At 64.0% G+C, this 26,445-nt stretch carries 20 protein-coding genes and 2 pseudogenes; 7 read left to right on the forward strand and 15 right to left on the reverse strand.

The window, feature by feature from the left end; translation table 11 throughout:
• From ABQJ48_RS15600 to ABQJ48_RS15620, 5 genes and pseudogenes are all read right to left on the reverse strand, one after another.
• Positions 1-606, reverse strand: a pseudogene (locus tag ABQJ48_RS15600) (hypothetical protein); the annotation flags it as partial.
• A gap of 35 nt (positions 607-641) precedes the next feature.
• Positions 642-1,535 carry a glycosyltransferase family 2 protein gene (locus tag ABQJ48_RS15605; RefSeq protein ID WP_367838909.1) on the reverse strand — a complete coding sequence of 298 codons (894 nt, stop codon included), beginning with the start codon at positions 1,533-1,535 and terminating at the stop codon, positions 642-644.
• A gap of 130 nt (positions 1,536-1,665) precedes the next feature.
• Positions 1,666-2,871: a hypothetical protein gene (locus ABQJ48_RS15610; RefSeq protein ID WP_367838910.1), complete on the reverse strand. Its 1,206-nt coding sequence runs from the start codon at positions 2,869-2,871 to the stop codon at positions 1,666-1,668.
• A 6-nt stretch (positions 2,872-2,877) separates the two neighbouring features.
• Positions 2,878-3,978, reverse strand: coding sequence for a glycosyltransferase (locus ABQJ48_RS15615; protein ID WP_367838911.1), 1,101 nt, complete (start codon positions 3,976-3,978; stop codon positions 2,878-2,880).
• 132 nt (positions 3,979-4,110) lie between these two features.
• Positions 4,111-6,327, reverse strand: a complete 2,217-nt coding sequence (locus ABQJ48_RS15620) for a GNVR domain-containing protein (protein WP_367838912.1) — start codon at positions 6,325-6,327, stop codon at positions 4,111-4,113.
• Positions 6,328-6,758: 431 nt separating this feature from the next.
• Between ABQJ48_RS15620 and ABQJ48_RS15625 the strand changes: the two genes are divergently transcribed.
• On the forward strand, positions 6,759-7,160 hold the full coding sequence (locus ABQJ48_RS15625; protein WP_367838913.1) for a hypothetical protein: 402 nt from the start codon (positions 6,759-6,761) through the stop codon (positions 7,158-7,160).
• A 429-nt stretch (positions 7,161-7,589) separates the two neighbouring features.
• Here the strand turns inward: ABQJ48_RS15625 and ABQJ48_RS15630 are convergent, their stop codons facing one another.
• The 5 genes from ABQJ48_RS15630 to ABQJ48_RS15650 form a co-directional block, all read right to left on the reverse strand.
• Entirely contained in the window at positions 7,590-8,831 is a 1,242-nt protein-coding gene (locus tag ABQJ48_RS15630; protein ID WP_367838914.1) for a glycosyltransferase, read from the reverse strand.
• A 156-nt stretch (positions 8,832-8,987) separates the two neighbouring features.
• The gene (locus ABQJ48_RS15635) at positions 8,988-9,872 is read right to left on the reverse strand and encodes a polysaccharide deacetylase family protein (protein ID WP_367838915.1); all 885 of its coding nucleotides are present in this window, start codon (positions 9,870-9,872) and stop codon (positions 8,988-8,990) included.
• A gap of 154 nt (positions 9,873-10,026) precedes the next feature.
• Complete coding sequence (locus tag ABQJ48_RS15640) at positions 10,027-11,286, reverse strand: NAD(P)-binding domain-containing protein (protein WP_367838916.1); 1,260 nt, start codon at positions 11,284-11,286, stop codon at positions 10,027-10,029.
• A gap of 92 nt (positions 11,287-11,378) precedes the next feature.
• Positions 11,379-12,569, reverse strand: coding sequence for a carboxylate--amine ligase (locus ABQJ48_RS15645; protein ID WP_367838917.1), 1,191 nt, complete (start codon positions 12,567-12,569; stop codon positions 11,379-11,381).
• Between the two features lie 511 nt (positions 12,570-13,080).
• Positions 13,081-14,304: a pyridoxal-phosphate-dependent aminotransferase family protein gene (locus ABQJ48_RS15650; RefSeq protein ID WP_367838918.1), complete on the reverse strand. Its 1,224-nt coding sequence runs from the start codon at positions 14,302-14,304 to the stop codon at positions 13,081-13,083.
• Between the two features lie 351 nt (positions 14,305-14,655).
• Between ABQJ48_RS15650 and ABQJ48_RS15655 the strand changes: the two are divergent.
• From ABQJ48_RS15655 to ABQJ48_RS15670, 4 genes and pseudogenes are all read left to right on the forward strand, one after another.
• Positions 14,656-14,892 (forward strand): annotated as a pseudogene (locus ABQJ48_RS15655) (2-hydroxyacid dehydrogenase); the annotation flags it as partial.
• A gap of 79 nt (positions 14,893-14,971) precedes the next feature.
• Entirely contained in the window at positions 14,972-15,793 is an 822-nt protein-coding gene (locus ABQJ48_RS15660; RefSeq protein WP_367838919.1) for a crotonase/enoyl-CoA hydratase family protein, read from the forward strand.
• A gap of 256 nt (positions 15,794-16,049) precedes the next feature.
• Positions 16,050-17,216 (forward strand): MFS transporter, encoded by a 1,167-nt coding sequence (locus ABQJ48_RS15665; RefSeq protein ID WP_367838920.1) that lies wholly within the window; start codon positions 16,050-16,052, stop codon positions 17,214-17,216.
• 377 nt (positions 17,217-17,593) lie between these two features.
• Positions 17,594-19,306 carry a pyrrolo-quinoline quinone gene (locus ABQJ48_RS15670; RefSeq protein WP_473094143.1) on the forward strand — a complete coding sequence of 571 codons (1,713 nt, stop codon included), beginning with the start codon at positions 17,594-17,596 and terminating at the stop codon, positions 19,304-19,306.
• Between the two features lie 94 nt (positions 19,307-19,400).
• On the opposite strand, the gene fahA is transcribed toward ABQJ48_RS15670, so the two are convergent.
• Both fahA and hmgA read right to left on the reverse strand, forming a co-directional pair.
• Entirely contained in the window at positions 19,401-20,702 is a 1,302-nt protein-coding gene (fahA, locus tag ABQJ48_RS15675; protein WP_367838922.1) for a fumarylacetoacetase, read from the reverse strand.
• Positions 20,699-22,045, reverse strand: a complete 1,347-nt coding sequence (gene hmgA, locus ABQJ48_RS15680) for a homogentisate 1,2-dioxygenase (protein ID WP_367838923.1) — start codon at positions 22,043-22,045, stop codon at positions 20,699-20,701. The genes fahA and hmgA overlap by 4 nt, the downstream gene beginning before the upstream one ends.
• A gap of 350 nt (positions 22,046-22,395) precedes the next feature.
• On the opposite strand from hmgA, the gene ABQJ48_RS15685 reads away from it, so the two are divergent.
• A complete protein-coding gene (locus tag ABQJ48_RS15685) occupies positions 22,396-23,229 on the forward strand; it encodes a diguanylate phosphodiesterase (RefSeq protein WP_367838924.1) in 834 nt (277 codons plus the stop codon).
• A gap of 18 nt (positions 23,230-23,247) precedes the next feature.
• Here ABQJ48_RS15685 and ABQJ48_RS15690 read toward each other — a convergent pair whose 3' ends face one another.
• Positions 23,248-24,033, reverse strand: a complete 786-nt coding sequence (locus tag ABQJ48_RS15690; protein ID WP_367838925.1) for an IclR family transcriptional regulator — start codon at positions 24,031-24,033, stop codon at positions 23,248-23,250.
• A gap of 93 nt (positions 24,034-24,126) precedes the next feature.
• Here ABQJ48_RS15690 and ABQJ48_RS15695 point away from each other — a divergent pair, with 93 nt between their 5' ends.
• On the forward strand, positions 24,127-25,317 hold the full coding sequence (locus tag ABQJ48_RS15695) for an acyl-CoA dehydrogenase (protein ID WP_367838926.1): 1,191 nt from the start codon (positions 24,127-24,129) through the stop codon (positions 25,315-25,317).
• Between the two features lie 168 nt (positions 25,318-25,485).
• Here ABQJ48_RS15695 and ABQJ48_RS15700 read toward each other — a convergent pair whose 3' ends face one another.
• Together ABQJ48_RS15700 and ABQJ48_RS15705 are read right to left on the reverse strand one after the other, a co-directional pair.
• The gene (locus ABQJ48_RS15700; RefSeq protein ID WP_367838927.1) at positions 25,486-26,124 is read right to left on the reverse strand and encodes a peroxiredoxin; all 639 of its coding nucleotides are present in this window, start codon (positions 26,122-26,124) and stop codon (positions 25,486-25,488) included.
• A 36-nt stretch (positions 26,125-26,160) separates the two neighbouring features.
• A complete protein-coding gene (locus ABQJ48_RS15705) occupies positions 26,161-26,421 on the reverse strand; it encodes a hypothetical protein (protein WP_367838928.1) in 261 nt (86 codons plus the stop codon).
• Positions 26,422-26,445: the final 24 nt, after the last annotated feature.

The raw sequence follows: 26,445 nt of genomic DNA on the forward strand, positions 1-26,445 counted from the left end.
CTCCCCCAGCGTCAGCACGGCCGACTTCGGGCCGCCGGTGTCCTGTCTCTCGAGCACCGTCGCGGCCAGTTGACCTTCGGTGATCACCGTGTATTCGCCGCCGCCGTCGCCGCGCAATTTCGAGCCGGGTGGCGTCTTCAGGTCGCCGGTAAAGCGCCAGATGCCGCGCGGCATATAGAAGCCGCGCGCGCCGCTCTGGAACGCGGCGTTCAGGTCGGCGCCGCAATCGTCACTGGACGTGCCCCGCTGGATCGCGGCCAGCTTGCGTGGATCGATAAAGCGCGCCACGCTCACTTCCTGCCCCGCCACGATGTCGCTGAGCGTCTTCAGATAGCTGGGCGCAACCGGGTCCGGAAACGGATGGTTCTGCACATACGCGGCGACCTGCCTGATCTTCACGTCGTGCGCGATACCGTCGCGGGCGATCATCAGCCCGTCGTTGCCGAGTACACGGTCGGCGGTGCCGGCGCTCGCGAGCGAGTCCGGCCCGCGCGGCGCGCTCGTCGAAGCGCCCGCGAGGCGAATCTCGGCTGCCGTTGCGCCGGCCCCGGCCAGGCCGCCGAGCACAAACGTCTTGATCGCTTGCCGCCGGGTCTTGCCCACCATAAAGTTAGTTCTCCTGTGCGACTGGAAATCCGGCGTCACTCCGCGGTTTGCGGCTGCTTGACGCTGGGGCGCGCTTCGATGCGAATCGGCTGCGGTCTGGAGCCGCGCATCAGTCCCTGTACGCCGGGCGGCGTGAACAGCGGCAGGTGGTACTTGCGGCTGAACCGCCAGAGGCTGTTCATATGACGCCGCCCTGCCTTGCTCAGAAAGCCCGCCGCGGACGCCCGCTGGTGTTCGTGGGTCAGCCGCGCGCCCGGCACGCACAGCACGCGGTAACCCGCTTGCCAGATGCGCGCGCAGAAATCGACGTCTTCCATGTAGAGGAAGAAATGCTCGTCCATTCCGCCCAGGTCGCCGAACAGCGAGCGACGCACGATGAACCCCGTGCCCAGCACCCACTCGGCCTCGAACGGCGTGCCCGCGTGCCACGCTTCGCGCATCAGATGGTTGTCGATGCGCTGCCGGAACGCCTGCAGCCGGCCGAGCGGCGAACGCCGGCCGAGAATGTCGAGCAGCGAATAGAAGCGGCGCGCCGAGAACTGGCGTTCGCCGTCCGGATAGGTCAGATCGAGACCGATGAGTCCGACGTCGGGCTCGTTCTTCATCAGCGCCACGACGTTCTCGAGCGACGCGTCGACGAAATACGTATCGGGATTGAGCACGAGGACCAGTTCCCGCATGCACCCCACCACGCCGAAATTGACGCCGGCCGCAAAGCCGCGATTGATCGACGTCCTGACGAGCCGCACACCGGGCGGCAAGGTCTCCTTCAGATAGGCAAACGAATTATCCGTCGAGGCATTGTCCACCACGACAATATCCTCCTGAGCGGCAATGAACTCGTCGAGCACGGACTGCAAACAATTTCGCACCAGCTTCGGCGTGTTGTAGTTCACGATGACGACGCTAAACGTTCCGACCAGACTCATCCCCATCTCCTGCAAGGCATCAGGCATTCGCGCAGCACTTCGAAAACCCGACTAATCTAATCTTTCTTCGAGCGAGGCGGACCTCGCCACCAGACAGCTGGGCTTCTCAAGTCAAAAGAACCGTCATTGATCACCCCTCGGTTTGAACTGAATCCTCGGACGTGTCGAACACCGGCAGCGTCATCAAGAGGAAGACGAAAGGAATCACTTCGATCGATTGATAAAACAGCGACTGAAACAGTGCGGCCCACACACACAGCCTCAGCGCGCTGCCGCGGCACATCAGCCGCGTCATGGAGACAAGCAAACCGTAGTAAAAGATCGTTCCGAGCAATCCGACATTCAGAACCTGTTGGAGCAGACTCGATTCGACAATGCCGAACTGGTTTCGCACGGGGTCCGGCGCGGAGTTCGTGACCAGTCCGAAGTAGGAGCCGGCCACCACGTTGATGGGCAGCGCCAGCGCCGCGGCCTTGTCCCATGCTTCCGTGCGGCCATCGTTGCCGTCCGACTGGAGGTTGGCCGCGCCCATGATGCGTTGCGTACCGGCGTCGATCACGCTGTCGCTCGAGCCGCCTCGCGCGCCGCCCCACACGACGATCGCCATGCAGGCCATCAACCCGGCGATGATCAATTTCGCGTTCCGGCTCAGAAATCCGAGCGGCTCCCTGACGAACGCGAGCACGAACGTGCCCAGGATGATCAGCATCCCGCTTCGCGACAGCGACGAAAAGATGCACACCGTCAGCGCCGCGCAGGCGATGGCCGACATTGCTTTCTTGCGCATCAGGTAATCGGCCCCGCACAGGGCAGCGACGATCCCGACGAAAAGTGGGTAGTGCAGATAGCTGCCGGTCAGCGATGGCGCGCGCAGGTTGTCGAATCCATACGTAGCGCCGGGCAACGCAATCGGGAAGCTGCCTTGCTGCTGGGCCACGGCGACGGCGGCCTGGATCGCTCCGATCACCACCAGTCCCCAGAAGGCAACGCGCGGCCGGATGAAGCGCCGCTTGTAGTTTGAAATCGAATAGAAATAGATGAAGATCGTGAACGCGAACACGAACAGGTAGGACAGTTCGATCTGGCCGGTTTGGGCCAGCGTGACCACCATCGACACGGCGACGGTAAACAGCACGCCCAACGTGAGCCCCAAAGACCAGCGCCCCTCGCGCCGGAAATAGGAGCCCAGCGCGGCAGGCGAGACGTACCCCATGAGCAGGACGACAATACCGCCTACCTGCACGACGTAAGCCGCGCTCTTGCCCACTTCGAGCTCCAGTACGCCGCGGATCGAGCAGAGCACTGCAGCGAGTAAAAAAGCGAGGGTCGCGATCATGTTCCGCTACGCCTGGCATGCCTCGGAGGCATCGACATTGCGCGTGCCTCCGAGATAGATACGCTCGATGACAGCCGCGAACTCGTCGATCTCGCAGACGTTGAGCAAAGCGCTGTCGCGATCCACACCTTCCGCGCCCAATGGGGTCGACACGACCGGCAGCCTGGCCGCCAGCATTTCCAGAGTCTTGAGCTTGACGCCCGCACCCGAAAGCAGCGGCACCACGCCGATATGGGCGGATTCGAAGTATCGGGTCGGATCGGCCACGAAACCGGTCACGCAGATATCGTCGCTACTCAGACGCTTGACGCGCTCACTCGGGTCCGAGCCCACCACGAACAGTTTCAGCGCGAGGCCGCGCCGGCGCAGCGGCAAAAACGTCGACTCGACGAAATTGAACAGCGCCTCTTCGTTTTCCCTGCGCTGCATTGCGCCCCAGAACAGGATGTTGCCCTTCTGCACCGTATCCTTCGAGCGGCGGATGCCTTTCACGAAAGCCGGTAGCGCAATCGGCACGACGTGCAGCGAGCCGACGCCGGGATAGAGCGCCTGAATTAGCTGGGCATCCTTGGCCGACAACACCCGCACCGTGTCCGCAAGCTTCATCACGCGTTGTTCGAACTCGAACGTCTGCTTGGCGAACAAGCGCCCCTCCAGGCTCTGAATCCGCAGCACGACCAGGATCTGCACGTCGTGCACGCCCAGCACGAGTTCGATGCTGTCGCCGAATCGGCGCTTCAGATCCACTGCATACGAAAAGCACTGCGAGAACTCGAGCCGCACCGCGTCATAGCGGTTCTTGTCGATCAGCTCGCACAGGAAGCGGCTGATCGGCTTCGTATAGCGCGTGAAAAAGCGCGGCGCGAAATGCAGCGGGTCCGCGAGAAACGATGGGATCAGGTCCAGCGTATTCACATACTTCACGTAGACCTGCCCGACGCTCGCGCGGAATTCGATATCGTTTTCCCGCACCGGCACGCGTGAAATGAGCACCACGTCGACATCGTTTTGCGCACTCAACTCGGTCAGATAGTCGAAAGCCAGGCGGTGGCCAGCTTGCGGCGCGTTTTTCTGAGGCAGAAAAGACGTGACAAATAGCTGTTTCATCCGAGTAACCCCTTCACTCTTTGACGGACAGTCGGCGCTGCCGCCAAACCATGCCTTGCTGCTCGTTCGAAGCAGGCGGTCCACCTGCTTCGCGACTTCATGCCGGTCACACAATGCGAGAGACGTGCTGTTTTATCTTTCGTACGGTTTGTAGACGTAGCTGGCGTACCGATACCGCCCATATCCGTAGCTGAAGCGTCCGGGCCGCAAACGCAGCGCGTTGACGATCACCCCGCGCACCGGCAGCCCGATCTTCTCGAGCTGCCGCGACGACTCGCGCAGCTCGCCGATTCCCGTAACGCCTTGCCGGGCGACGAGGAACGTCGTGCCCGCGACGCTCGCGAGGCGCAATGCATCCGCAGTCGAGAGAACCGGCGGCCCGTCGAGCAGCACCACGTCGTAGCCGGCAGCGAGACGATTCATCAGCACTTCCATCTTCGCGTTCGACAGCAGATCGTTCGGGTTGCCCGGCGCGCGGCCGCACGCGATGAAGTCGACGCCAGGAAAGCGGGTCGCGCGGATCACTTCTTCGGGGCGCATCGTGCCCTGGATCAAATCGGCGAGACCGGGACCGCGATCGCCGCCCAGGTGGCGATGCAAGAAGCCTCTGCGCAAATCGGAATCGATCAGCAGCACGCGTTTGCCTGCCGCGCCCACCACCGCCGCCAGATTCAGGGCGACAAACGACTTGCCGATTCCGGGCGTCGGTCCGGTGATGAGCACCGCGCGATTGCGCGCCGCCGACATCGTGAACTCGAGCGCGGTATGGAAACCGCGCAGGCTTTCGATCGCCGGATCGACCACCGATTCGCTCGCCAGCACGAGCCCCTGCGCGCGCGGCCGGCGGCGACTTTGTTCGAGCTTCGCTTCCTGACGGCTGTACGGCACGCTTGCGTAGACGGGCAGCGCGGTGCGCAATTCGATCTCGTACGGATCGTCGATCGCATCGAATAAACGCTGGCGCACGAGGGCCGCGACGACACCGACGAACAGGCCCATCATCAGCGAGGCGAGCATCACCAGCGCGCGCTTGGGCCGCACCGGCGTATCGGGCGCGGCCGCCACGTCGACGAGGCGCACATTGCCCACCTTGCCGGCCTTGATCAGCTTGAGCTGTTCGAGCGTGTTGCGCAGCGTCGTGTCCAGCTCGGAGCCAACCTGCACGTCGCGTTGCAGGCGCAAGACGTTTTGCTCGAGCGGCGGCAGCAATTCCGTGCGGTTCGCGATCTGACTGGTTTCTTGCCGCGACGCCGCCAGCTGAGCGTCGATCGACTGGACGGCCGGATGCTGTTCGGTGAAGCGCGACAGCAATTCCTTGCGCTTCTGTTCGAGTTCGGCGCGCCGCGTCTGCGCAGCGACCGAGAGCTGCAGCAGGCTCGTCGCTTCTTCGCCGAGGTCGATGGTGCCGTGCTTCGCGCGGAACTGATTAAAGCGCGTTTCGGAATCGGTGAGCTGCTGCCGCATTTCCGGCAACTGCATTTCCAGGAACCGGATCGAGCGCTCGGCCTCTTCCGACTTGCGCTTGGTGTTCTGGTCCACATACTCGTTGGCGATCGCGCCAAGAATCGCGCTGGCCTTTTTCGGATCGGGTCCCTCCAACGACACGCCGATGATGTCGGACTCCTTGCCTTTTTCGGCAATCGTCAATTCGCTGCGCAGTTTCTCGGTGGTCGCGAGCGCGGAGAAGCGGCGCAGTTCGAAGGTCGCGCCCGGTTTCGCTTCGACCTTGTCGACCAGCAGCGTGAGTGGGCCATAGGGCGTGGTCGCGTTCAGCACCTGACCGACCGTGCCCTCCAGCCTGATCTTGCCGAGCCGGATCTGATAGTCCGACCCTTCGCCCTTGGTCAGCACGAACGGGTGGTCATACAGCTCGGGCGGCACGTCGAACTTCGACACGTCGATACGTTCGTTGCCCCATACATAGCCGCGCGGACCCGGCGTCGACCACTGCTGCGCATAGCGGCTCAGCACGCGGCCGATCAGCGGAAAATAGCGCGGCGTCGCCTCGATGAACAAGTTGAGCTTGTCGACCGCCGGACCCACGACCATGCGCGAACCGAGCACCTGCGCTTCGCCGGAGGCCGCCGTCTTGACGTCGAACATCCCGGACACGTCGCCCAGCACGTTCTTGGTCTGGGTAGGGGTGTTTTCCTCGACCTGCACGAGCACGTCGGCGCGATAAACCGGCGGCGACAAAAATGCGTAGCCGGCCCCGATGGCCAATGTGACTGCCGTGGTCAGCGCGATCAGCTTGCGGTTGTCGTAGAGCGCGTCGAGATAATTGCCGAACCGTGCCGGTGGATATTCGTCAACATCTCTATTATTTATTGGTGCACTGCTTCGGTTCATTGCGCGTTCTCCAATTGTCGACGGATTGCCATTTGACACAAGCGCCGGAATCAGCGCGCCGCCGTTGCCACCGAACGTTGCCGTCCAATGACGGCGCGTTTGCCTCGACGCCCCTGCCCGATCGAACACGTCGGGTCACGTCATCGGCCAGTCGTTTTGGGGTCCGAACTTCGGAATCACGCGCGTCCCCAACGATATGAAACACGTCTGCGGCCATCGGCCCAAAGGGCAACGTTGTTGATGCGCCCGGCCGTACCCCGCCAGCCTGTTCGCGCAACAACTCCCTGCATGTCCATCTCATCGAGGTGCCGACCCGATCACAGCGAGATAGACGAAATGCGCCACTTCACTTGCTTTGTGCAAAAACACCTATGCTTATTCGCTTCAATTTTTTAACATCGCAGTACCCGATTCCGTCACGGAGACCTCAAATGAAAACGTTCCTGGCAACCGCTTTGGTATCCGTTCTCTCTTTTTCGACATGGGCTGAACTGGCATTCGCTCAAGCCATTCCGTCAGCCACCTCGTCCAACTACGTGTCGCCCTACGTCAAGAAGCGCTCGCAGCTGGACGCGATGAATCTTTCCCGCCCCGCCAGCGCCCCCACCGCCTATGGCACGAATTCGGACTTGACGCCTCGTGCCGATGGCCGTCGTGTGCAGGCTCCGGTGAACTCCGGAACGCAAAGTCACGCAAGGCGTGCGCATCTTCCGCAGTCGGCTCGTTCCGCCTCTTCGGCGGCCGCAGGCGACGCTTACAGCAGTGATCTATGGAATGCAGGCCAGACCTACGCGTCTCCGGAGACGTCCGACCCGTACAGCGCGCGTAAGTAGTTGCATAAGCGCGGAGCGTTTCGGATTAGCCCTTCTATTGAAAGGTGGCCGCTTGCGGCCACGCTGTCGCCGGGTATTCCGGCACAGCGGCAATGCTTCCCCGTAGCCGAGTCCTGTCTGCTGCTGCTTTACGCAAACGCTCACGACCTGCGCACACCCTGGTTGTTTTAAGTTCAGCGACGCGCAATTCATGGCCCGACGCGGCCCTCTCCTGGCAGCCGTCGTTAGCCTCGCGCCGTCCAGCTCTTCGCGCTTTCCTTTGACTCCATAGTATTCAGGCAGGCCCCCCGGATACCGTACGGCAGCACACATAAAAGCGGAGGGTGAAGCCGTGCGATGCCGGCACTGCGCAGCGCAAAAAGGCTTGCGCACAACGGTTTTCCGTCGCACGCAAGCCTGCTCTGGGGGGTGGCGGGAGGGGCGGCCGCGTCAGCGCGCGTGACGCGGATTGTCGGCGAACTGCGCGGCTGATTCGCGACGGGTGACAGGCGCCGGACTTTCATGGATGCGCATGATTTCCGCCAGACGCTCGGCGTAATGCTCGGGCAGATACCCGCTCACGTCGTAGCGTCTGTCCGGATTGGCGAGGTGCGTGGCCAGCTCGTCGAGGGCACGCTTCAGACTCTGCGGGTCGGGGCGGAACTTGATCTTGTTGCCGACGGAATCGGCGGTCGTCGCCATGCTGCCGCCGTCGTGCACGAGCGCGGGCATGCCGAGCATCGCGGCCTCGATGATCACGAGCGGCGCATTTTCCGCGCCCACCGACGGCACCACGACCGCATCCGCGAAACGGGTCATTTCCTCGAATAGCTGCGCTTGGGGAAGGCTGCCGAAAAAGATCAGCCGGCGGCTCTCGACAAGCGACGCGAAGCGTTTCTCGATCGCCGCGCGGTCCGGGCCTTCGCCATAAACGCCAATGCATCCGATGCGCTCGAGTCCGGCTGCGTGCGCCAGTTCGAGAAAATGTGCGAGGCCCTTTTCCGGCGATATCCGCCCGACGAACGCGAGGTTCAAGCGCTCCTTGCCGCGCACGGTGATGGGTGGCCGCGCAACCGGCACAGCGGACGGATTGTGCAGGATCACGGTGTTGTCGATCCCCGCGCGGCGCAGTGCCTCCTGCATGAAGTCACTGGGACACAGGATCCGGTCGAACACGCGCGAGGGCCGATATGCCGCACGTATCGCATGCCAGTACGTCTTGGTCATCAGGTCGTGCACGAAGCCTTTGGGCGTCGGGCGCAGCTTGAATGCGGCGGCGGTACGCAGCGCGTGGAGCGGCAGGATCGCCGGACGGCCGTTCTCGAAGTATTGCAGCGACGGGTTGTAGTAGACCAGATGGTAGTCGTGGCAGGTATGGTACGCACGGTAGCCGTACCGGCGCTGATTGCGCGCGATCACGTTGAGGATCGAAGGCGAAAGAAGGTTGTGATAGTTGTGCACCATCAAGCGATGCGGCTGGAACTTGTGCAGCGCCGCTTCGAACGCGCGGGCGGCGGGCACATTCCATGATCGCGACAACATCGTGGAGCGCGCGCAAAAGTGCGTATCGTCAAAGCGCTCGACATCGACATCGGGCAATGTCGCCAACAGTTGCGCCGACTGTTGATAAACAATCTCCGCGCCGCCCTTTTCCGCAAAGTCGTTGATCACCAGTACCCTGCAGCGATGCATACTGCCCTCCGTTATGAATGCACGAATGCAACCGCGCAAAGACCTGTCCCGCGCCGGCGTCGATGTCGGCCGTGTAAGAATGTGTAAGGACTTTAACGGCTGGCCGTCGCGGGCTATGTGTGGCAGCACACTAAAGGCACATAGCCTGTTGCATCGTCAGAACTGCGGGAACCTGCCATTCCAGCCGCCACCTTCTCTCAGATAGCGCAGGAAGTGCGGGATGCCGGTCAATTGCGCGGCGAAGCGAATGGTCGAGGCGGCGTCGTCGATGATGATCGTGCGCAGCCGGTACGGGTCGCTATGCTGGTCGTTCCAGCCAATGTCGCAGGTGCGCGCGCTCTTGAATCCCGCCGCTCTCACGAAGTCGACCTCACGCTCGCCATAGTTGCCGTTCGGATACGCGAAGTGTTCGCAGGGGTGGCTCAAGAGCGCTTCGATCTCGCGCTTGCTTTCGCCGATCTCGGCCGCGCATTCGCTGTCGTTGCAGCGGGTCAGCACCGGGTGGAAGCGCGTGTGCGCCTGAAAATCCACGTGCGCGCGCATCGCTTCCATCTGCTCGACGCTCAGGCCGGTCGGCCGGTTCTCGCCGTCCTGGTGGTAGCCGTTGGCCGCCAGGTGCGCGAGACGCTCTTCGTTGGTCATCCGTTTGAGCCGCTCGTGACCGACCTGCAGCGAACCGGGATGCAGCCACCAATGCGCGCGCCGACGGCCCACGATGCGGCTGCACAGGAAGATGGTCGGCCGCACGTTGTGCTTGATGAAGATGGGCAGCAGCGCGGCGTTGCCGGCGTGCCCGTCGTCGAGTGTGATGGCCGCGCGCGCACGGCCGTTGCCGGGCGCACTGACATCGGTCAGCGGCACCAGATCGCAGAACTTGCGCAGATAGGTCAGATGGCTGTCGAGCGTGACCGGGTCGGGGTCGTGATAAAGCAGGACCGCCACACGGTCGCGCCACAACAACGCGCGCGTCGCGCGGGCGAGGCCGGTCAGCACGACGAGCGCCGCCAGCAACTCCTTGATGATTGCCTTGCCCCGTTTCATATTGCCTCTCCTGCTCTTCCCCGGCCGCCCTGAACCACTGACTCGCGTCGCGTGGCTTGCGCCCGGTGTTGCCTGGGGTTGCCCGGGTTCCCCAGTGTTGCCATCTGTGCGGTTCAACAGCAGTCCTCGAACGCGCCGCCTCACTGGCCAATGCTCAGCGCGACTCGCCCGTTCTGCCAGGCAGCGGAGCCTCGCCAGCGGACCAGCCGCGCTGTCTCTCGCCCGCTCCCAACGAACCCTTGATGTGCCTTGCCACGCAAGGCGACGCGTGCTTGGTGCCGTAGACGAACCGCATCACGGGACCGAAGCTATGTGCGCAGGCCGGCCCGATAACATAGAGACCGCGCACCTGGGTTTCATAGTTGGACGTGAGCTCGGGCAACCCCGCGCTGCCCGCGAGCGTGTCCGCGATGTCTTTCGACAGAAACGCGTGCTGCCTCATGTCGGTTTTGAAGCCGGTTGCCGCGATCACGTGATCGGCGCCGACGGCGGCGTCCCGGCCGTCGGTCGACACGCGCAGCACGACCCGTCCGTTGTCGACGGATGCGGCGCGCACCTCCGTGCGAAACGACAGCTTCACCTTGTCCACCACGCGATCATGCAGCCACCAGGCACCGGACGCGCCGTATGACTTCTCCATGATCAGCTTGCGCCGGGCGTCGTCGAGCAAATGAAAAATGCCCGGGCATTCGGACAGAAACAGCGAGCGCCAGCCGCGCCCGAGACCCGCGTCGGGCCCCTTGAGCTTCGAGGCGATGCTGCGCGTCGCCTCCGGCCGGGTGTGCCAGACCACGTGCGATTCGCGCATCAGCACGTGAGGCCGCGCGCCCAGTTCATGCAGCAGCGCCGAAAGGCCGAGCGCCGACTGTCCGCCGCCGACGATCGCAATGTCCTGGCCGCGCGCCCACGTGAGGTCGCCGTAGCGCTCCGAATGCGTCGCATAGCGCTCAGGCAGTCCGCGCAACACCGCGGGCGTTTGCGCGAACGCCTTCAGGCCCAGCGCGATCACCACCTTGCGCGCGCTCAGCGAACGGCCGTCGCTCAACGCGAGGTGAAAATGTCCATCGACGCGCCGCAGACTGGCGACGTCGACCGGCTGGCTCGCACCGACCAGATTGGCGTGAAACCAGAGCGCGTAGTCCACGAAAGTTTCGAGCGGCAGCGCGATGCCCATCGGCTCATAAGGCAGGCGCTTGAGCCGGCAATAATCCTCGACGGTAAAGCCGGCACGCGGCGCATGAAGACTCGAAGCAAAGGCCTCCGAGCGCAGCAGCATGCCCGGCGGCATGTAGTTTTTCCAGGTCAGCATCGGCTGGCCGAGAAGCTGATGGTCCACACCGGCGGCTTTCAGGTGAGCCGCCAGAGACAACCCATACGGGCCTGCGCCAATGATTGCGGTGTCGGTAAAGGACATTGGGTCATCTCCCTCCAGGGATGGCATTCACGCCTGCGCCGCAGCGCTCCATGCATCCGGGCGGCGCGGCTCTTGATCAGGACTCCTTCGTGTCAGGCTTTCGCCTGGCGCGAGGCGGGGGCCTTCATCGCTTTCCAACGGCGCTTCAAGCGTCGCAGCGGTCCCATCACGCAATAAAACTGCAGCGCGGGAAACGGATCGGTCCAGCGAAAGTAACCATCGACGATCTTCGTCCGCGCGCTCAGCAAACCGGGTGGCGCGCGGTCCGAGAACGACGCGCGCCACGCGACCGGCACCTTGGTCGCGCGATCGGGGATGGGCGGCAATCCGGCTTCGTGCCGGTAAGCGGCCAGCGGAATATTGACGCCGGACAGCGTGGCGATCTCTTCCTGCCAGTCGGTGCGGCCGACCGTCGGCTCGACCATCAGGAACTGCTTGTGGTTGTCGTCCCACTTGTATTCGATGCTGCCCATCCCGTCGAAGCCGGCCCGCTCGACGAACGCGCGGGTCAGCGGTTCAAGCGCGCCGCGCGCTTCGGGCGCGGCCACGCAGATGGCCGTATTGCCGACGCCCGGCGGCGAACTAAGCACCTTGCGGCCGGTAAACATGCTGACCACCTTGCCGCCTTCGCCGCGATAAAACAGCGTGAAATGGATGTTGCTGTCGGGCCCTTCGATCCACTCCTGCACGATGACTCCGCCCGGCGAAGCCAGCATCATGATCGCCCGTTCACGCGCCTCGCGCAGCGTGTCCACGCGCACCGCACGCTCCTTCTCGCCGCGCAGCACCTGGCGCTTGTCGTCCGGTTTCATCACGCACGGGTAGCGCAGTTCCGCCAGCCGCTGAACATCGGCCGGGCTTTCGAGGACCACCGAGCGCGGCACCGGAAACTGGTGCTTCTGCGCGAATTCGTGAAACCTCGATTTGCTGGACAGCATCTTCACGGTGTCGTCCGCCGGCAGGCGAAACCGAAACCAGCTCGACAGCGCCTGCCGGTTTTCCGATACCGCATGCACCGCATCCTCGTCGGTCAGAATCAGAACCGCGGGTTTGCTGAACGTCTTGGCCAGCTCGATCATTTCATCGGCAAACACCTTGCCGACAAAGCTCTTGATGAAGTGTCCACGCACATGGCGACACCACATGCCTGCGCTGACGGTTTTCGTATCAACCGCTATGACCGGCACATCCGCGCGCGCAAGAGATCGCGCGACACCAAGTCCGTTGAGTTCCGCACCGACGACCACGCCCAGCATTTGATCAGAACCGTATGCGCTCGCCATAGTATCGAATCCTTCTTTCCTTATTGGTGCGTGGGCCCTGGAAGCGCGCGCAAACAATCGCCCCACCGGCGATCGAATCAAGCCGAACATGACTCTCATGTGCTGCCTCGTTGGGAAGGTCCGCTGTTCATCTCTTCGATGTGGAACGGAAATGCCGCATGCGCGCGCACGTTGACGCGTCATGGCACGCGCCGAGTTTCGAACGATGTGTATTTCGTACCGCGGCGCGAGCCTTGCTCGGCTCGCGTCGTGAATCACTGTACGGGCCTGGGGACTTGCAATACGTGCGGCGGCGCACAGTGCCCGGCAAAAGATGATATGAAGGTAACTTCGACCTGCCGCGCGGGGCCGACCACCGCTGCAGCGCGCCCGAGACCGCCTGGCGGGCGTTGCAGCGGGGCGACAGCCGGCGCCCGAAACCGCGCTCAGCGAGGCCTCGGCGGTCTACAGGCTCGGTCGGCGCGCGCGAATCGCATGGACGATGGGCGATGCGCCATCGGACAAAAGATCGCTACCGGCCTTCGGAGAAACCGCGTTCCAGCGCGGCTACGCCGGCCGGCAAATCGACTTTCACGCCGAGATCCACCATGGTCCTGCCGAGCGCGTGCACGGTGCGAAAAAGATTGTGCTCACGGCACTGCTCGCCCATCTGGCCGATTCGAACGATCGGCAATCCAAACGAGCCCGAGATTTCCACCTGATGCTGCCGCGAAATATGCGAGCAGACGTCGGCAGGAGTCAGACCGGCGGGGACTTCGATGCCCACCACCGAATTCAACCGGCAGGCCGTGGGCGCATACAGTTGCAAGCCCAACGCCGTCACCGCATCCTGCAAAGCCAGCGAACACTTCAGATGCCGGGCGAAGCGTTTTTCCAGCGTTTCGGCGCACACGAGGCGCAACGCCTCATGCAATGCGAGCACGCCGGACACCGGCGCGGTGTAGTGATAGCCGGCGTTATGCCAGAAGTTTTCCGCCAGCGACGCATCGAGACACCAATGGGCGTTGGGCGCCGTACGCCCCTTCACGCGCGCCCAGGCCGCGTCGGAGAACGCGATCAACGATACGCCCGGGATCGACGACAAGCCCTTCTGTCCGCCGGTGATCACCGCGTCGATACCCCACGTGTCCATTTCCAGCGGCATCGTGCTCAACGTGCACACGGCGTCGACGATCACCAGCGCGCCGGCTGCCTTGGCGAGCGCCGCGATGTCCTTCAGGTGGTAGTTCCACACGGTGTTCGAGGTCTCGCCCTGCACCACCGTCACGATCTCCGGACGCTCGCGGCGGATCGCCTCGGCGATCTGTTCGAGGCTCGCGACCGTGCGGTCGGCGACTTCGAGCGTGCTGACCCGCGCGCCGACGCGCCGGCCCATTTCGCCCATCCGGTCGCTGAAAAAGCCGTTCTTGATGCACAGCACTCGCGTGCCGTCCCACGCGAGATTGCAGATAGCCATTTCCATGGCCGCCGATCCCGGCCCCGCAACGCCCAGCACCCACTTCGATTGCGTCTGGAACACATAGCGCGCCATCGTCTTCACCTGCGTGATGACCTTCACCATCGTGCCGCCCAGGTGATTGATCACGACCGTGTTGGCTTTGGCGACGGCGGCGGGAATCGGCACGGGGCCGGCGCCCATCATCAGAAGCGGCTCTTCGGGGAGGATGGCGTCGAGCGATTCGACAACTGGACAGGGTACGGTGGATGCAACGGTCGGGATGGATGAAGTCGGCATGATCGGTATGTGAATGGCAGGACACCAGGAAACGCGTGGCCTCGCCGGCGATGACGCCGGAGAGGCCACTCATCCGATCATTCACTGATCCGCGCGATTGCGCAAGTTTTTGGCTGTGCTTGCAGGTGCGCCGACGTTGGGGCGACGCCGCATACCCGCTGCGTGCCTCATGCGCATGAGCGAGGAGCCAGGCCGTGACTTCGCCCGGTTGTCGGCGAGCCGCTCGACCGCGCGTATCCGACGATGCATGGCGCGACGGGGCCATTGCCGCCAATGCGTCACCTATACTGGTCCGGCCGCCCCCGCGCGACGATCGGTGTCGTCGGCCCCGCACGTTTCTGGGAGGCCGACATGCGCATGATCCTCTTCAGCCGCCGCCAGTACGACAGGGATACCTTTACCCAAGCCAACGCCGCGCACGGCTATGAACTGCACTTCCAGGAGTCGCATCTGGGTGCCGATACCGCGGTCCTCGCCCAGCGCTGTGAAGTGGTGTGCCCGTTCGTCAACGACAACGTCGACGCCGACGTGCTGGCGCTGCTACATGCGGGCGGCCCGCGGCTTCTCGCACTGCGTTGCGCGTATTTCAGGCGAACTTTCCAGGCCAGGTTTCCAGGCCACCTTTCCAGACGGGGTTTGCGGGGCGGGTTTTCGAGGAACGAAGACGATGATAGCCATCCAGAACTTCAACGAGCACGTACGCATCGAAGCCGACGCGCACACCGGCGTCGCCACGATCGTGCTGGAGCGTCCGGAGCGGCGCAATGCCGTCGACCGGCCGGTCGCCGATGCGTTACGCGCCGCGTTCAGCCGCTTCGAAGCGCAGCCGGCATGGCGCGCGGCGGTGCTGTTCGGCGCGGGCGGCACCTTCTGCGCCGGCGCGGACCTGAGCGCGCTCGCCGACGACACCCGCCGCAACGAACTGCACGCCGACGGCAGCGGCCCCGGTCCAATGGGACCGACACGCATGGCGTTCAGCAAGCCGGTGATCGCGGCGATCGCCGGCTACGCGGTGGCGGGCGGTCTCGAGCTGGCGGCGCTGTGCGACCTGCGCGTCGTCGAGGAAGATGCGGTGCTCGGCGTATTCTGCCGGCGCGTCGGGATTCCGCTGATCGACGGCGGCACGATCCGGCTGCCGCGTTTGATCGGGCTCTCAAAAGCGCTCGACCTGATCCTCACCGGGCGGGCGGTCAACGCCGACGAAGCGCTCGCGATGGGTCTCGCGAACCGCGTCGTCGCGAAGGGCAAAGCGCGCGAGGCCGCCGAACGACTGGCCGCCCAACTCGCCGCCTTTCCTCAAGCGGCGCTGCTGGCCGACCGCCGCTCGGCACTTGAAAACAGCATGCTCGACGATCTCGCACTCGCGTTGCAGCGTGAAGGTGCTGGTGGCTATCGGGCAGTGTTCGAAGAGGGCGTGACCGGCGCCGCCCGGTTTGCCGCCGGCACGGGCCGGCATGGCGAGCCGTTGGACCCGGGCGATCCAGCCTGAACGTCGAACCCCCTCGAGGCAGCCCACGGCTGCCGCGTCAGCCGCCTACGCGCGCGGCCGACCACACCGCTGATCGGCGGACTCGCGCGGCGTCGGCTATGCAAAAAACAACAGCTCCATCGACACCCGGCAGCATGGTTTCGACTTAGGTAGAATCCCCTACTGATTTGCCCTCGCATCGCGCCGGCGTTCTCGTCCCGAAAACGCGCGCCTGCCGCGCGGCGTTCCCCGCCGCGCCGATCCACGCTCCAACACCATGCCTTTGCCCTTGCTCGCCCTTGCCGTCGCCGCGTTTGGAATCGGTACCACTGAGTTCGTCATCATGGGGCTGCTGCCCGATGTCGCGCGCGATCTGTCCGTGTCGATCCCCGCTGCCGGCATGCTGGTGTCGGCCTATGCGCTGGGCGTCACGATCGGCGCGCCGATCGTCGCCGTCGCGGTCGCCAACCTGCCGCGCAAGAAGGCATTGATGAGTCTGATCGGCGTGTTCATCGTCGGCAATCTGCTGTGCGCGATCGCGCCGGGCTACGCGGTGCTGATGGCCGCGCGCATCGTCACGGCGTTCTGCCACGGGGCGTTCTTCGGAATCGGCTCCGTAGTGGCCGCGGGGCTGGTCGCTCCGAACCGCCGCGCGCAGGCCATCGCGCTGATGTTCACCGGCCTCACGCTCGCCAACGTGTTGGGCGTGCCGCTCGGCACGGCGCTCGGGCAGGCGGTGGGCTGGCGCGCGACCTTCTGGGCCGTGACGGGCATCGGCATCGTCGCGGCGGCAGCCCTCGCCGTATGCCTGCCGGCCAAGATCGAGATGCACAAGGCGAGCCTCGTGCACGAATTCAGCGTTCTCAAGAACCGGCAGGTGCTGATGGTGCTCGGCATCAGCGTGCTGGCGTCCGCCAGCCTCTTTTCCACCTTCACGTACATCACGCCGATTCTCGAGGACGTGACCGGCTTCACCCCGCACGCCGTTACGCTGGTGCTGCTGCTGTTCGGCCTCGGACTGACGGTCGGCAGCACGCTCGGCGGCAAGCTCGCCGACTGGCGGCTGATGCCGTCGCTGCTGGCGTTTCTGCTGGCGATCGCCGTGATCCTGACCGTCTTCGCCGGCACGATGCACGCGCAGATTCCCGCGATGATCACGATTTTCGTGTGGGGCATCCTCGCCTTCGCGATCGTGCCGCCGCTGCAAATGCTGATCGTCGATCGCGCGAGCCGTGCGCCGAATCTGGCGTCGACGTTGAATCAGGGCGCGTTCAATCTCGGCAATGCAACCGGCGCGTGGCTCGGCGGGATGGCGATCGGCGCGGGCGCGCCGCTCACCACGCTGCCGTGGGTCGGCGTGGCGACTTCCATCGGCGCGTTGATGCTGACGCTGTGGTCGGTGTCGATCGATCGGCGCGCACAGCGCATGGCCGTGGCGGGGTGAAATCGTCACATCGGGAACTGGCTTCGCTCCTTTTGCGCGGCATCCGCTAGCGGATCCGCCGAACCTCAGCTGTGGCCGGCACGCTGGAGAAGCGCATGGGCAACGGCGCGATGGTCGCCGGGATGCTGCGGGCGACGCCTTGGTTTCTGCCCGCTTTCCGGTGGCACAGCGCTGCACGTCGTCGGCTGACGGTTGCGCGCTCGATGCTGTCTTGTGGTCGGCGCGCCCGGTGCTAATCTTGAATCCACATTGCACGGCGCTTCGCCGAACGCCCCATGCGTCGTGGCGCCGCCTTATGCAATGGGGAGTTCTCCATGCCCACTCTGCACACCCCGCGGCGCTTTTACCTGCTGAGCGTATTGATCCTGCTGAGCGCGATGTTGTTCACACATTGCGGTGGTGGCGGAGGCGGAGACACGAACGGCACGACGAGCAGCGGCGGCGCATCCGGTGCGTCGGGTGCATCGGGCGCGGGGGGGACGACAACAGGCAGCGGTCCGGCGAGCGGCGCCGGCGGCGGCGGCGCAACGGGATCGGGCAGTGCCGGCACGGGCATGTCGTCCGGCGGCACGGCCATGGCCGCCACGCATGACGTCCTGACCTATCACAACGACATCGCCCGCACCGGCCAGAACCTCAATGAGACCGTTCTGACGCCCGCCAACGTGAACACGACGACGTTCGGCAAAGTCGGCTTTTTCGCCGTCGACGGCAAGGTCGACGCACAACCGCTCTTTGTCGAATCGCTGGCGATCGCCGGCGGCACCCATAACGTGCTGTACGTCGTAACCGAACACGACAGCGTGTACGCGCTCGACGCCGACAGCGGCACGCCGTTATGGCAGGTCAGCATGCTCGGCGCCGGCGAAACGCCGAGCGACGACCTCGGTTGCGGCCAGATCACGCGGGAGATCGGCATCACGTCGACGCCAGTCATCGACCGCTCGCGCGGCGCGCACGGCACGATCTTTCTGGTCGCGATGTCGAAAGACGCAAGCGGCGGCTACCATCAGCGCGTGCATGCGCTCGACCTCGCGAGCGGCACGGAGGTGCTGAACGGGCCGACGGAGGTGGCCGCCAGCTACCCCGGCAACGGCGCGAACAGCTCCAACGGCCGCGTCGTGTTCGCGCCCGCGGCTTACGCCGAGCGGGCGGGCTTGCTGCTCCTCGGCGGGGTGGTCTATACGACCTGGACCTCGCATTGCGACGAAGGCGCCTATACCGGCTGGATCATGGGCTATAGCGCCGACAGCTTGCAGCAGACCGCCGTGCTCAACGTCACGCCGAACGGTTCGGGCGGCGCCATCTGGATGAGCGGCGCCGGGCCGGCCTCGGATGGCGCCTCGATCTATCTGCTCGACGCCAACGGCACCTTCGACACCACCCTGAACAGCGGCGGCATGCCCGCTCAGGGCAATTTCGGCAACGCGTTTCTGAAACTCGGCACGGCAGGCGGTCTTGCTGTGGCGGATTACTTCGCGATGTCGAGCACGGTGCAGGAGTCGAAAGCCGACGAAGACCTCGGCTCCGGCGGCGCCCTCGTGCTCCCTGACGTCACCGATGCGAACGGGGTCGTCCAGCACCTCGCACTCGGCACGGGCAAGGACGACATCGTCTATGTGGTTAACCGCGACTCGATGGGCAAATTCAATGCCGCGGGCGACCAGATCTATCAGGAGATTCAGGAGCAGTTGCGCGGCGGAGAGTTCGGCATGCCCGCCTATTTCAACGGCCGGGTCTACTTCGGCTCGGTGAATGACAATCTCAAGGCGTTCACGCTGACCAATGCGCTGCTGTCGACGGCGCCCACCGCGCAGACCAGGATGGCCTTCGCGTACCCCGGCACGACGCCCAGCATTTCAGCGAACGGCTCGGCGAACGGCATCGTGTGGGCGGCGGAAAACGGCAACATGGCGGCGCTGCACGCGTTCGATCCGGCCACGCTCGCCGAGCTATACAACAGCAACCAGATGGGCACCCGCGATCAGTTCGGCGCAGGCAACAAGTTCATCACGCCGATGATCACGAACGGCAAGGTGTATGTCGGGACGACGAACGGCGTCGCGGTGTTTGGATTGCTGAAGGGATGAACGCCGGGGGTGAACGCCGGGGGTGAACACCGGCTCAGGCCCCATCGAGAAAAATGACCAGCACATGTGACGGCCCGTTGTGCTCATTTCCGGCTTAAGGCTGCGCCGGCAGAACCTCGCCCACGCATGTGCCGAAGCCCACGCGATACCCGTCGCCCTGGCACCAGCCCGCAAGCGTCAGTTCGTCGCCGTCCTCGATAAACGCGCGTGTGCCGCCTTCGTTCAACTGCAGCGGCTTCGTGCCGTTCCACGTCAATTCGAGCAGGCTGCCGTACGAATCCTCGGTGGGACCGCTGATCGTGCCCGATCCCATCAGGTCGCCCACCCTCGTATTGCAGCCTGATGCCGTGTGATGCGCGAGTTGCTGCGCCATCGTCCAGTACATGTGCCTGAAGTTGGTCCGCGAGATCGTGCTCGCGTGCCTGGCCTGCTGCGGGCGCAATGTGACTTCGAGGTGGATGTCGAACGCATGCTTGCCGTCGTGGCGCAGGTACGCGAGCGGCTGCGGCGCCTGCACCGGCTGTGCGACGCGAAACGGTTCGAGCGCGTCGAGGGTGACGATCCACGGCGAGATCGTGGTCGCGAAACCCTTTGAATTGAAGGGGCCGAGCGGCACGTATTCCCATTGCTGGATGTCGCGCGCGCTCCAGTCGTTCAGCAGCACCATGCCGAAGATGTGCGCTTCGGCCTGCTCACACGCAATCGGCTCGCCCAGCGCATTGCCCGCGCCGATCACGAAGCCGGTTTCCAGTTCGATGTCGAGCTTGCGGCATGCGCCGAAGACCGGACGGTCCTGATCCGGCAGCTTCAACTGACCATTGGGACGGCGCACCGGCGTGCCGCTCACCACCACCGACGACGCCCGTCCGTTGTAACCGATCGGAATCTCCAGCCAGTTCGGCAGCAACGCATTTTTCGGATCTCGAAACATCGCGCCGACGTTGGTCGCGTGTTCCTTCGACGAATAGAAGTCCGTGTAGCCGGGAATCTGCACCGGCAGATGCAATTGCGCGTCGGCCTGGCGCACCAGCGCGGTCGCGCGCAAAGCGGCATCGTCGCGCAATGTCGCGGTGTCGCGCGAAAGCAGCTCGCTCAACTGGATCCGCACGCTGCGCCAGACATCGCGCCCGAGCGCGATGAAATCGTTCAGCGTGTCGCGCGAGAAAACGTCGACCGGCGAGGACACGTTCAGCAAACCCGCCGCCTGCAATGCGGCGAGGTCGACTATCTGGTCGCCGATCGCGACGCCCACGCGGCGCGCGTCGCGATGCCGGTCGCTAAAAATGCCGAACGGCAGATTCTGGATCGAAAAATCGTTGGTCGGATCGTTGGCCGACTCGAGCCAGCTCTTGCGCGACGGATCGAGCGTCGCCTGTAGATCGCGCAATGCGTTCATCGTTGCTCCGGGTTGAAGTGTTTCTTGAGACCTTGCCAGCACTCGTAGTAATGCGCCTGCAATTGCGCGGTTTCGAGCGCGTAACGGGTGGGCTTGATCAGCGTGCGCGTCTCGAACATGAAGGCCATCGTGTCGCCGACTTTGTTCGGCGTCGACGTATCGCTGTGCGAGGCTTTCTCGAACGTGTCGGCGTCCGGACCGTGCCCCGACATGCAGTTATGCAGACTCGCGCCGCCCGGCACGAAGCCTTCGGCCTTTGCGTCGTACACGCCGTGCACGAGCCCCATGAACTCGCTCGCGACATTGCGATGGAACCAGGGCGGACGGAACGTATCTTCGGCGGCGAGCCAGCGCGGCGGGAAGATCACGAAGTCGATCGCATCGACGCCCGGCGTGTCGCTTTGCGATTGCAGCACCAGAAAGATCGACGGGTCGGGATGGTCGAAGCTGATCGAGCCGATCGTGTTGAAGCGCCGCAGGTCGTACTTGTACGGCGCGTAGTTGCCGTGCCATGCAACCACGTCGAGCGGCGAATGGCCTATGTCCGCACGCCACAACAGGCCGTTCAGTTTCGCGACGAGTTCGAAGTCGCCCTCGCGGTCTTCATAGGCGGCGTGCGGCGTGAGGAAGTCGCGCGGATTGGCCAGACCGTTCGAGCCGATCGGCCCGAGATCCGGCAAACGCAGCAGCGCACCGAAGTTCTCGCAGATGTAGCCGCGCGCCGCGCCGTCCGGCAGGCTCACCGCAAAGCGCACCCCGCGCGGGATCACCGCGATCTCGAACGGCCCGACTTCGAGGCGCCCCATTTCGGTCGCGATGAAGAGGCGCCCTTCCTGCGGCACGATCAGCAATTCGCCGTCGGCGTTATAGAAGAAGCGGTCTTGCATCGAGCGGTTCGCCGCGTACAGATGAATCGCGCAGCCGTTCATCGCTTCTGCCGCGCCATTGCCGGCCATCGTCATCCAGCCGTCGATGAAATCGGTCGGCTCGGCCGGCATCGGCAGCGCGTCCCAGCGCAACTGATTCGGCGGGGTCGGCGGCACCTCGGCGAAATTGGCCACGAGCCGCGTGCAAGGCAGCGGCTCGAACGGCTTGTGTACCGCAGCCGGACGGATCCGGTACAGCCACGAACGACGATTGTGGCCGCGCGGCGCGGTGAATGCGGTGCCCGACAACTGCTCGGCGTACAGACCGTAGGCCGCGCGTTGCGGCGAATTGCGGCCTTGCGGCAGCGCGCCTGGCAACGCCTCAGTCGCGAATTCGTTCGCGAAGCCCGATTGATAGCCGGGCTCGATTTCGAGCCGCGAGCTTGCAGCGGGCGGCGTGCGGGTGGGGATATCCATGCAAAGGTTCTCCGAAAGTGGTGCTTCTGTGTCTGTCGATGGCGCGTGACCCTGTGGATCAGCGCCTGTGCGTTCGCGTCTGCTCGCGGGCGCGTTCCCGGCGCCGCTGCGCGCGACAGCCCCGCGATGATTTACGTATGGTAAAACTAATTACGGTTAGTGAAATTAACGTATACCCTGCCTGCGAGCGGCAAAACCGCCCTGCGCGCCGCCCCAGCGCTTTCGGACATAAGGTTAGGAGCATTTTCTTGATGTGCGCGGATCGCGGACTGCTACCATCCATGCATGCGGCATCCAGTCGCGTTGCCGGGCGCCGGGTGCGCCCTCCCAGTCGCCATCCATTCGCCTTCATGATTCCGCCGACCATCTCCGACCTGATTGCCCGCGCCGCCGCGCATCCGTTTCTGAGCGAACATCTGGCGATGGGACAGGGCGTGCACAGCGAGATCGCGCTCGCGCGATTCGACGGCATGGAACTCGCCAGCGCCTATGAGCCGATCTTCGACATCAGCGTGCATGCGCTCGCGCAGTCGCTGTCATCCGGGGCCGAGGGCGTGGACCGGTTCGGCGATGAACTGGGGTTTCAGGCCGTTACCCATCAACTGGGCTCGGCGCCGTTCGAAGTATTCGACCCGTTCGACCGGATCGGCGAGGATCAGGAACTCGTTGCGTTGGACCGCATGTCGCGCGCGCTGCACGCGATCAATTTCTTCGGCGCGCAGCGGCATGGGCTCCTGTTTCTGCGCGTGCACGAGCGTCTGCTCAAGAGCGTGAAGTACGACCACGGCCGGCACTTCTCGACCGTGTTGCTGTCGTTTGGCTTGAACCCGTCGCGGGTGGTGATCGAGTTGCCGGCGGCGGCGGTGGCCCACAAGACGTTTCTCGGCTATCTGACCAAGAGCTATCAGCACTACGGCTTCAAGGTGGCGGGCAACCTGTCCAACGCGGGGCAGATTCTGTCGGTGTCGGAAACGGCGCGGCTCGACTTCATCAAGATGGATGCCGCGGTGGCGCTGCGCGAATCGATGGTCAAGCCGCTAGTCGGCTATGCGAGCCGGCTGAGCATTCCGCTGATCTTCAATCGCGTGATGGATGAACCGCAGTTCGTCGCGCTGCAACAGTACGATGTGCGCTTCGTGCAAGGGCCGCTGTTCAACGCGCATTATCACGACCGGGCGGTTTGACGACGCACGCGTCCCGTTTCACCCCGGCTCCCCCAGGCGCCGCGCGAGCGCCTTCAGACGCGGCGCGACCTTCTCGCGAAACACATCTTCTCCCATCGACGACGCCGGCCCGCTGCAGCTGAGCACCAGCCAGCGCCCCTCGCGCGGCTCGCGAAACGGCACCGCGACCGCGTTCACGTCGTCGTGCCACGCGCGAAACGAATAGCAGCAGCGCTCGGCGGTGAACGCGTCGATCTCCGCTTCGGCGTCGGCCACCAGCGCCGCGCCCACTTTCCCCGCTGCCTTCCTGAGTTCGGCGAGCAGCGCGGCGCGCGCGTCGGCGGCCTGCACCGCCAGGTAGGCCCGCCCCATGGAGCTCGTCAGCATCGACAGTTTCGAACCCGGTGCGAGCCCGAGCGTCAGCGCGGTCTCGCTGCGGATCGTGTCCAGATAGATCATATCGAGCCCGTCGCGGCAACCCAGCGAGACCGCCGCGCCCACCTCGCGTGCGAACGCGCGCATATGGGGACGCGCGAGTTCCAGCGTGTCGGTGCCCGACAGCAGCGCGAAACCGAGTGACAGCACGCCGGCGTCGAGCGCATATTTGCCTAGCGATTCGTCGAGCCGCAGATAGCCGAGCACGGTCAGCGTGTAGGCCAGCCGGTTCACGGTCGCCTTGGGCAAACCCGTGCGCTCGACGAAGTCCCGATTGCCGAGCATGGTTTCGCCCGGCCTGAACGCGCGCAGCAAATCCAGCCCGCGCGCCAGAGCGGCGACGAATTTGCGCTCGTCGACCGGTTCCGAGAAAGTGGATATGGGCGTCATCGGGTGATACACTCGGGTGTCGTTTGCAAAACATTGTTTCGCAGAGCGGAACTTAAGTCAAGCTTGATCGAGCAAGAAATCAGGAGATACGTCATGGCCGAGGCCGCGCAGTTTCACTGGGAAGACCCGTTGCTGCTGGATCAGCAGCTCACCGAAGATGAACGCATGGTGCGCGACGCCGCCGCGGCCTACGCGCAGGACAAGCTGCAGCCGCGTGTGCTCGAAGCGTTCCGTCACGAGAAAACCGACATCGAAATTTTTCGCGAGATGGGCGAACTCGGCCTGCTCGGCCCGACCATTCCGGAGCAGTACGGCGGTCCCGGTCTGAATTACGTGGCCTACGGGCTGATCGCGCGTGAAGTGGAGCGCGTCGACTCGGGCTACCGGTCGATGATGTCGGTGCAGTCGTCGCTGGTAATGGTGCCGATCAACGAATTCGGCTCCGACGCGCAGAAGCAGAAATACCTGCCCAAGCTTGCCACCGGCGAATGGATCGGCTGCTTCGGCCTCACGGAACCGAATCACGGTTCCGATCCGGGCAGCATGGTCACGCGCGCAAACAAAGTCGACGGCGGCTATTCGCTGTCGGGCTCGAAGATGTGGATCACCAATTCGCCGATCGCCGACGTATTCGTCGTGTGGGCGAAGCTCGAGGAAGACGGCAAGGATTCGATTCGCGGCTTCATTCTCGAGAAGGGCTGGAAGGGACTGTCGGCGCCGACCATCCATAGCAAGGTCGGTCTGCGCGCTTCGATCACCGGCGAGATCGTGCTCGACGAAGTGTTCGTGCCTGAAGAAAACCGCTTGCCGAACGTCGGCGGGCTGCGCGGGCCGTTTACGTGTCTGAACTCGGCGCGCTACGGGATCGCCTGGGGCGCGCTCGGTGCGGCCGAAGCGTGCTGGCATACCGCGCGTCAGTACGTGCTAGATCGCAAGCAGTTCGGCCGGCCGCTCGCCGCGAACCAGTTGATCCAGAAAAAACTCGCGGACATGCAGACCGAAATCACCCTTGGCCTGCAAGGCGTGCTGCGCCTCGGCCGCATGAAGGACGAAGGCACGGCGGCCGTCGAAATCACGTCGATCATGAAGCGCAACTCATGCGGCAAGGCATTGGATATCGCCAGGCTTGCACGCGACATGCTCGGCGGCAACGGCATCTCGGACGAGTTCGGGATCGCGCGTCACCTGGTGAACCTGGAAGTGGTGAATACGTATGAAGGCACGCACGATATTCACGCGCTGATTCTCGGGCGCGCGCAAACGGGGATTCAGGCGTTCTTCTGATGCCGGGCTGACGCATTGCTGATGCGCGGGTTGCGCGATGCGAGGCGCACGCTCGCTGCTCGTCGGCACGCTTTAAGAGAAAGGCCGGTTCGTTTTTCGACCGGCCTTTCTCGCTTGAGCCGCGCGGTGCGCGTTGCAGTCAGACCCGCTGTGCGCGCTCCCAGCCGCTTATTTGTTCGGCTGCGGCGTCATGCGCAGGTAAGGACGCAGCGCCTTATAGCCCTTCGGGAACTTCTGCCTGATGACTTCCTCGTCCTTCAGCGACGGGACGATCACCACGTCATCGCCCTGCTTCCAGTTGCCCGGCGTGGCGACCGAGTAATTGTCGGTGAGTTGCAGCGAGTCGATCACGCGCAGCACTTCGTCGAAGTTGCGGCCGGTGCTGGCCGGGTACGTGATGATCAGACGCACCTTCTTCTTCGGATCGATGACGAACAGCGAGCGGACCGTGAGCGTCTCGTTCGCGTTCGGGTGGATCATGTCGTACAACTGGGCCACCTTGCGATCGGCGTCGGCGAGAATCGGAAAGCCGACATGGGTCGCTTGCGTCGCGTTGATGTCCTTGATCCACTCGTTGTGCGACTGTGCGCTGTCGACCGACAACGCGATTGTCTTGACGTTGCGCTTTTCGAACTCGCCGGCGAGCTTGGCCGTCAACCCCAGTTCGGTCGTGCAGACCGGCGTGAAGTCGGCGGGATGCGAGAACAGCACGCCCCAACTGTCGCCCAGCCATTCATGAAACCTGATCCTGCCGACACTCGACTCCTGCTCGAAATCCGGCGCGGTATCGCCCAGTCGCAAACTCATCGGTGTATCTCCTTATGGTCTTCCGCGGGCGTTTGCTCACGGCTTGAAAAATTCGAAGCATACGGCAAGCGCGGTATTCGCGAGCGAACATCGCGCCACTAGCTTATTCGGCTTTGTAATTTTCTCGAATTTAGAGGAAACTTTGCGGGACAGATCAACTCCATCGTAAGCGAACTTTGGCTCGACGGTCGGGCGCAGGAAGATCGCATGCTGGGTCCAAGCGGGAACGATTCGTGCGTTCGTCGCAGTCAACCGGGCAGTGCGCTCGCCAGCGGCCGTTTCTTTGTTACGATTCACGCGTGTCGTGAGATGAAGGGGATC

The organism is Paraburkholderia suaedae (assembly GCF_040812055.1).
In the GTDB taxonomy this organism is placed as follows: domain Bacteria; phylum Pseudomonadota; class Gammaproteobacteria; order Burkholderiales; family Burkholderiaceae; genus Paraburkholderia.

Bases quoted from the DNA above. Each gene is read 5' to 3' on its own strand.
- ABQJ48_RS15605 (WP_367838909.1), bottom strand. From the start codon at position 1,535: ATGAGTCTGGTCGGAACGTTTAGCGTCGTCATCGTGAACTACAACACG.
- ABQJ48_RS15610 (WP_367838910.1), bottom strand. From the start codon at position 2,871: ATGATCGCGACCCTCGCTTTTTTACTCGCTGCAGTGCTCTGCTCGATC.
- ABQJ48_RS15615 (WP_367838911.1), bottom strand. From the start codon at position 3,978: ATGAAACAGCTATTTGTCACGTCTTTTCTGCCTCAGAAAAACGCGCCG.
- ABQJ48_RS15620 (WP_367838912.1), bottom strand. From the start codon at position 6,327: ATGAACCGAAGCAGTGCACCAATAAATAATAGAGATGTTGACGAATAT.
- ABQJ48_RS15625 (WP_367838913.1), top strand. From the start codon at position 6,759: ATGAAAACGTTCCTGGCAACCGCTTTGGTATCCGTTCTCTCTTTTTCG.
- ABQJ48_RS15630 (WP_367838914.1), bottom strand. From the start codon at position 8,831: ATGCATCGCTGCAGGGTACTGGTGATCAACGACTTTGCGGAAAAGGGC.
- ABQJ48_RS15635 (WP_367838915.1), bottom strand. From the start codon at position 9,872: ATGAAACGGGGCAAGGCAATCATCAAGGAGTTGCTGGCGGCGCTCGTC.
- ABQJ48_RS15640 (WP_367838916.1), bottom strand. From the start codon at position 11,286: ATGTCCTTTACCGACACCGCAATCATTGGCGCAGGCCCGTATGGGTTG.
- ABQJ48_RS15645 (WP_367838917.1), bottom strand. From the start codon at position 12,569: ATGGCGAGCGCATACGGTTCTGATCAAATGCTGGGCGTGGTCGTCGGT.
- ABQJ48_RS15650 (WP_367838918.1), bottom strand. From the start codon at position 14,304: ATGCCGACTTCATCCATCCCGACCGTTGCATCCACCGTACCCTGTCCA.
- ABQJ48_RS15660 (WP_367838919.1), top strand. From the start codon at position 14,972: ATGATAGCCATCCAGAACTTCAACGAGCACGTACGCATCGAAGCCGAC.
- ABQJ48_RS15665 (WP_367838920.1), top strand. From the start codon at position 16,050: ATGCCTTTGCCCTTGCTCGCCCTTGCCGTCGCCGCGTTTGGAATCGGT.
- ABQJ48_RS15670 (WP_473094143.1), top strand. From the start codon at position 17,594: ATGTTGTTCACACATTGCGGTGGTGGCGGAGGCGGAGACACGAACGGC.
- fahA (WP_367838922.1), bottom strand. From the start codon at position 20,702: ATGAACGCATTGCGCGATCTACAGGCGACGCTCGATCCGTCGCGCAAG.
- hmgA (WP_367838923.1), bottom strand. From the start codon at position 22,045: ATGGATATCCCCACCCGCACGCCGCCCGCTGCAAGCTCGCGGCTCGAA.
- ABQJ48_RS15685 (WP_367838924.1), top strand. From the start codon at position 22,396: ATGATTCCGCCGACCATCTCCGACCTGATTGCCCGCGCCGCCGCGCAT.
- ABQJ48_RS15690 (WP_367838925.1), bottom strand. From the start codon at position 24,033: ATGACGCCCATATCCACTTTCTCGGAACCGGTCGACGAGCGCAAATTC.
- ABQJ48_RS15695 (WP_367838926.1), top strand. From the start codon at position 24,127: ATGGCCGAGGCCGCGCAGTTTCACTGGGAAGACCCGTTGCTGCTGGAT.
- ABQJ48_RS15700 (WP_367838927.1), bottom strand. From the start codon at position 26,124: ATGAGTTTGCGACTGGGCGATACCGCGCCGGATTTCGAGCAGGAGTCG.